The 3,043-nt window shown below is 55.1% G+C and carries 2 protein-coding genes; both read right to left on the bottom strand.

The window, feature by feature from the left end; genetic code table 11:
- Positions 1-396, bottom strand: a 396-nt coding sequence (locus tag ACTH5D_RS17745) for an LPS-assembly lipoprotein LptE (protein WP_441673540.1), incomplete at its 3' end; no start/stop codon positions are given.
- Positions 393-2,978 (bottom strand): leucine--tRNA ligase, encoded by a 2,586-nt coding sequence (gene leuS / locus ACTH5D_RS17740; protein ID WP_441673542.1) that lies wholly within the window; start codon positions 2,976-2,978, stop codon positions 393-395. The genes leuS and ACTH5D_RS17745, both read right to left, overlap by 4 nt.
- Between the last annotated feature and the right edge of the window lie 65 nt (positions 2,979-3,043).

Below are 3,043 nucleotides of genomic sequence, written 5' to 3'. Positions count from 1 at the left end.
GAGCAGGTCATCATCATTAACGCGAATACGATTGCTAGAGGATAGCGTCGCGTTATTCATGTGGTAAGCGTTAGATGCCCGTTCTTGCACTGAAAGCGAAATACTTAGGGTGAGTTCATGCTCGCGGCTGGCACGGCCATCACCGCCGAGGCGTCGCTCAACTAGCCTTGGCGTGCCAAGCGTTACACGCCAAGGCGCGCCAGACTCTACCTGGGTACCTAGCTGCCGCAGGCGAGTTTTTAGCTGCTGGGCAACCGCGCTGTTGTTATCGCCTTCCAGTGCTAGCGTGGGCAGAGTGGGCATCGAACCAGGACCACGTAACCGAAAGCCACAGCCGCCTAAAAGCATCGCCGCCGAGGCGGCGATGCTTGTGGTTAAAAACGTACGTCGATTCATCCGCTCACCACAATGTTGACCAATTTTCCGGGCACCACGATCACTTTACGCACGGTGTTACCTTCAAGATAACGCTGGACGTTTTCGTGCTCCATGGCGAGTGTTTCGATAGACGCCTTATCGGCGCTGGCGGGCACTTCAAGGCGAGCGCGCAGCTTACCGTTGACTTGCACGACGAGCTCAATACTATCGCGGGTAAGCGCCGATTCATCAACCACCGGCCACGTTGCTTCAATGGCAGGGCCGCTATGTCCCAGCGTCTCCCAGAGGCTATGGCACAAGTGCGGTGTAATCGGCGCTAGCAGCAAGATGCCTGCTTCCAAGGCTTCGCGGCTTACCGCTAGCCCCAGCTCAGACGTATCATCGAATTTGCTAATGGCATTGGAAAGCTCCATAACGGCAGCGATCGCAGTATTGAACGTGGTGCGTCGGCCAATGTCATCGCTGGCTTTCTTTATCGTCTCATGAGTTTTGCGTCGCAGCGCTTTCTGGTCGTCATTGAGCGCGTCAACATTTAGCGTGCCAGGCGTACCGGTGGTTATATGCTCATTCACCTGGCGCCATAGGCGCTTCAAGAAACGATGGGCGCCTTCAACGCCGGAATCAGACCATTCCAGCGACTGCTCTGGAGGAGCGGCAAACATCATGAATAGCCGCACGGTATCCGCACCGAACTTGTCGATCATCGATTGCGGATCAACGCCGTTGTTTTTCGACTTGGACATCTTCTCGATGCCGCCCATCTCTACCGGCTGCCCGTCGCTCATTAAGATGGCGCTGAGCGGACGGCCTTTCTCGTCGCGCTTCACTTCAACATCTGCCGGGTTAAACCACTCCTTACCGCCGTTATCTTTAATGCGGAAGAATGTTTCGGCAATGACCATGCCTTGAGTTAGCAGCTGTTGGAAAGGCTCGTCAGAATCCACCAGGCCAAAATCACGCATTAGCTTGTGGAAGAAACGTGCATACAGCAGGTGCAAAATGGCGTGTTCGATGCCGCCAATGTAAAGATCGACCGGCAGCCAGTAATTGGCGCGCTCATCCAGCATCGCCTCTGTGTTATCAGCACAGCAGAAGCGCGCGTAGTACCACGATGACTCCATAAAGGTGTCAAAGGTATCGGTTTCGCGGGTCCAGCCGTCGCCCAGATCAGAGAATGCCGGCATTTTTTTCAGCGGCGAACCCGAAGCGTCAACGGTGACCTCCATCGGCAGCGCGACCGGCAGCTCTGCGTCGGTAAGCGGTACCGTCTGGCCTTCAGGGCCATATTTGACCGGGATGGGGGCGCCCCAGTAACGCTGTCGGGCAACGCCCCAATCACGCAGGCGGAAGTTGGTTTTTACTTCCCCGCGGCCAAGCTCGGCAAGTTTTGCAGCAATGGCGTCGAAGGCTGCTTGAAACGCAAGGCCATCAAACTCGCCTGAATGGATCAAGGCGCCATGCTCGGTATAGGCGCTTTCGGAAAGATCGGGCGCTTGGCCATTTTCATCGGCAATGACCGCTTTGATCGCAATACCGTACTTAGTCGCAAACTCCCAGTCGCGCTGATCGTGGGCAGGTACCGCCATCACCGCGCCGGTACCGAACTCCATTAGCACGAAATTTGCGACAAACACCGGCACTTCATCGCCTGTCAGCGGATGAATTGCCAAATGGCCGGTCGCCATACCCAGCTTCTCTTTGGTGGCCATTTCCGCTTCTGAGGTGCCGCCTTTAGCGCACTCCTCACAGAAAGCAGCAAGCTCGGCATTCTGCTCAGCCGCTTGCTTAGCCAGCGGATGGCCGGCGGCAACCGCGACGTAGGTCACACCTAACAACGTATCTGGGCGAGTGGTATACACCGCTAGCGGCTCGTTGGCATTGCCATCGGCGTCTTTAACATCAAAGATCAGCTCGACGCCGCGAGATTTACCAATCCAGTTACGCTGCATCGTTTTAACCTGCTCTGGCCACTCGACTTTATCGAGGTCCGTGAGCAACTCTTCAGCGTAATCGGTAATTTTTAAGAACCACAGCGGGATCTCTTTGCGCTCAACCAACGCACCGGAACGCCAGCCACGGCCGTCAATGACCTGTTCGTTGGCGAGTACAGTTTGATCAACCGGATCCCAGTTGACCGTTGACATCTTTTTATATACCAAGCCTTTGTCGACTAACTTGGTAAAAAACCACTGCTCCCAGCGGTAGTAGCTGGTATCGCAGGTGGCGAACTCGCGGCTCCAGTCGTAGGCAAAGCCCAGTGCCTTCAACTGATTGCGCATGTAGTTGATATTTTGATATGTCCACTCGGCCGGTGGGACCTGGTTCTGGATGGCGGCATTTTCCGCAGGCATGCCAAACGCGTCCCAACCCATGGGCTGCATGACGTTTTTGCCCTGCATACGGTGGAAACGCGATACAACATCGCCGATAGTGTAATTACGCACGTGGCCCATGTGCAGTTTGCCGCTGGGGTACGGGAACATGGAAAGGCAGTAAAATTTCTCGCGATTCGCGTCTTCTACTGCTTTGAAGCATTGATGTTTGTCCCAGTACTGCTGGGCGTCGCGTTCAATTTCACGAGGGCTATAATGTGCGTCCATCGGTTTATTCATGCCTTGGCGTATTCGCCCAAAAGGGGCGCAAAGTGAATGTGAGATGACATCTG

The organism is Halomonas sp. (genome assembly GCF_052095695.1).
Lineage (GTDB): Bacteria > Pseudomonadota > Gammaproteobacteria > Pseudomonadales > Halomonadaceae > Vreelandella.
Note: the sequence above shows the minus strand (reverse complement) of the source record. Positions and strands in the feature narration are given on the sequence as shown.

Excerpts from the sequence above, each read along its gene's own strand:
- leuS (WP_441673542.1), bottom strand. The coding sequence starts at position 2,978 with ATGGACGCACATTATAGCCCTCGTGAAATTGAACGCGACGCCCAGCAG.